Source organism: Candidatus Protofrankia californiensis (assembly GCF_900634765.1).
GTDB classification, from domain to species: domain Bacteria; phylum Actinomycetota; class Actinomycetes; order Frankiales; family Frankiaceae; genus Protofrankia; species Protofrankia californiensis.
Window position 1 is genome coordinate 6,640 of record NZ_CAAAFT010000096.1, and the last position, 1,988, is coordinate 8,627.

Sequence of the window (1,988 nt, forward strand, 5' to 3'; positions counted from 1 at the left end):
CTGCTCGACCCGCGCAGCAAGCTCACCGGCGCGGTTCCGGAGAAACGGGCCACCACCCATTTCTTCCTGCGGCTGTCCGCGCTCGCCGACGACCTGCTGGCGTGGTTGGAAACCCGCAGCGGCTGGCGCCGGCACGTCATGAACTGGTCCCTGCAGTTCGTCAAGGACGGCCTGCACGACCGGGCCATCACCCGCGACCTGGACTGGGGTGTTCCGCTGCCCACCGACGAGCTCGGTCCGGGCAAGCGGATCTACGTCTGGTTCGAGGCCGTGATCGGCTACCTGTCGGCGAGCAAGGAATGGGCGAGCCGGGCCGGCGATCCGGACGCCTGGCGTGACTGGTGGCAGAACCCGGACGCGTCCAGCTACTACTTCGTCGGCAAGGACAACATCCCGTTCCACACGGTGATCTGGCCGGCGATGCTGATCGGCTACGGCGGGTTGGAGCTGCCGACGGACGTCCCGGCCAACCAGTACGTGACGTTCGGTGGGGCAAAGGCGTCGAAGTCCGCGGGGATCGGGCGCGGGGTCCGGGAGTACCTCGACCGGCTCCAGCCGGATGCGTTGCGTTACGCCCTCGCGACGGTGCTGCCGGAACAGAACGACACCGAAATCACCGACGCGGACATCATCCGGCGGATCAACGACGAGCTGATCGCGAACTGGGGCAACCTGGTCAACCGGGTGATGGCCCAGATCGGCAAGCGTTTCGACGGGCGCCTGCCCGACACCGGGGAGCTCGACGGCGTGCACGCCAAACTGATCGAGTCGGTGGACGCGGGTCTGGTACGGGTGGGCGAGCTGATCGAGCGGGTGGAACTGCGGGCGGCGCTGCGGGCCGCCATGGAGATCTCCGCCGAGGTGAACGCCTACCTGTACCGCGAGGAACCGTGGAAGACGGTCAAGGTCGACCCCGACCGGGCCGGGCGCAGCCTGGCCGTGTCGATCCAGGCGATCTCCGGCATCACGACCGCGCTCGCGCCGTTCCTGCCGTTCACCTCGGCTCAGGTGGCCGACGTCCTCGGCATCAGCCTGGACGTCTGGGAGCGTCAGCCCGTGCCGGCCGGTCACACCCTGACCTGGTCGGGGGCGCTGTTCACCAAGCTCGATCCAGACGCTCTGGGGTGATGCCCGCGGCGCCACCGGGGGGCCGGGCGGTGGGCGGTCGGATGCCGAGCGCCCGGCCATTGGGCACCCGGGTGGCCGGTGGTCGACTGGCCGGTGGTCGACTGGCTGGCGGCCGGCTGCTGGGCACCCGGATGGCTGGCGGTCGACTGGCGGATAGTCGGGCGTTGGCCGGCCGGGCATCGGGTGGCTGGCGGGCGGTCGGCTGATGGGCGGTCGGGCGCTGGGAGCCGCGATGCGGCGGCATGCCGTCTTCGTCGGGATCGCCGCGTCCGGGGGCGTCCTGCGCGCGCTGGTCACCGTCGCGTACCCGCCTTCGGTCATGTACCTCGGGGACTCGGCCGCCTACCTCGACCAGGCATGGACGGGCCTGTGGCCGGGGGACTGGCGGCCGTCCGGCTACCCGATGTTCCTCTTGCTGATCGACGGCCACGCCCATCTCACCAGGCTCGTGATCGTCCAGCATCTGCTGACGTTCATGGCCGGGGTGGGCCTGTACGCCGTCGCGCTTCGCGCCGTACGCGCTCCCTGGCTCGCAGCCTGTGCCGCCGCGCCCGTCCTGCTGTGGCCGTGGGTGCTCGACCTCGGCCAGTTCGTCCTCGCGGACAGCCTGTTCGGGGCGCTGGCCGCCAGCGGGGTGATCATGCTTGCCCGTCCCGGCCGGCCCGCCGTGCGGGCATGCGCCGCCGCGGGGCTGTTACTCGGAACGTCCGTGACGATCCGCCCGGTCGGTTACGGCCCACTTGCCGTGGGCGCCGTCGCGCTGGTCGCCGTGGTCGTCCGGACGCGCGGTCGCCGCGCTGACACCGCTGGTGGCGGTGGTGCCGGTGACACCGCTGGTGCCGGTGACACCGCTGGGGGCG

General features: G+C 71.3%; 1 protein-coding gene and 1 pseudogene. Both read left to right on the forward strand.

Translation table 11 applies throughout. The annotated features are described in order from the left end of the window. Positions 1 to 1,128 (forward strand): methionine--tRNA ligase (locus tag DD1DGNOD_RS05870; RefSeq protein WP_131769622.1); only part of this gene is annotated, 1,128 nt, incomplete at its 5' end. A gap of 205 nt (positions 1,129 to 1,333) precedes the next feature. Then, positions 1,334 to 1,988 (forward strand): annotated as a pseudogene (locus tag DD1DGNOD_RS05875) (hypothetical protein); the annotation flags it as partial.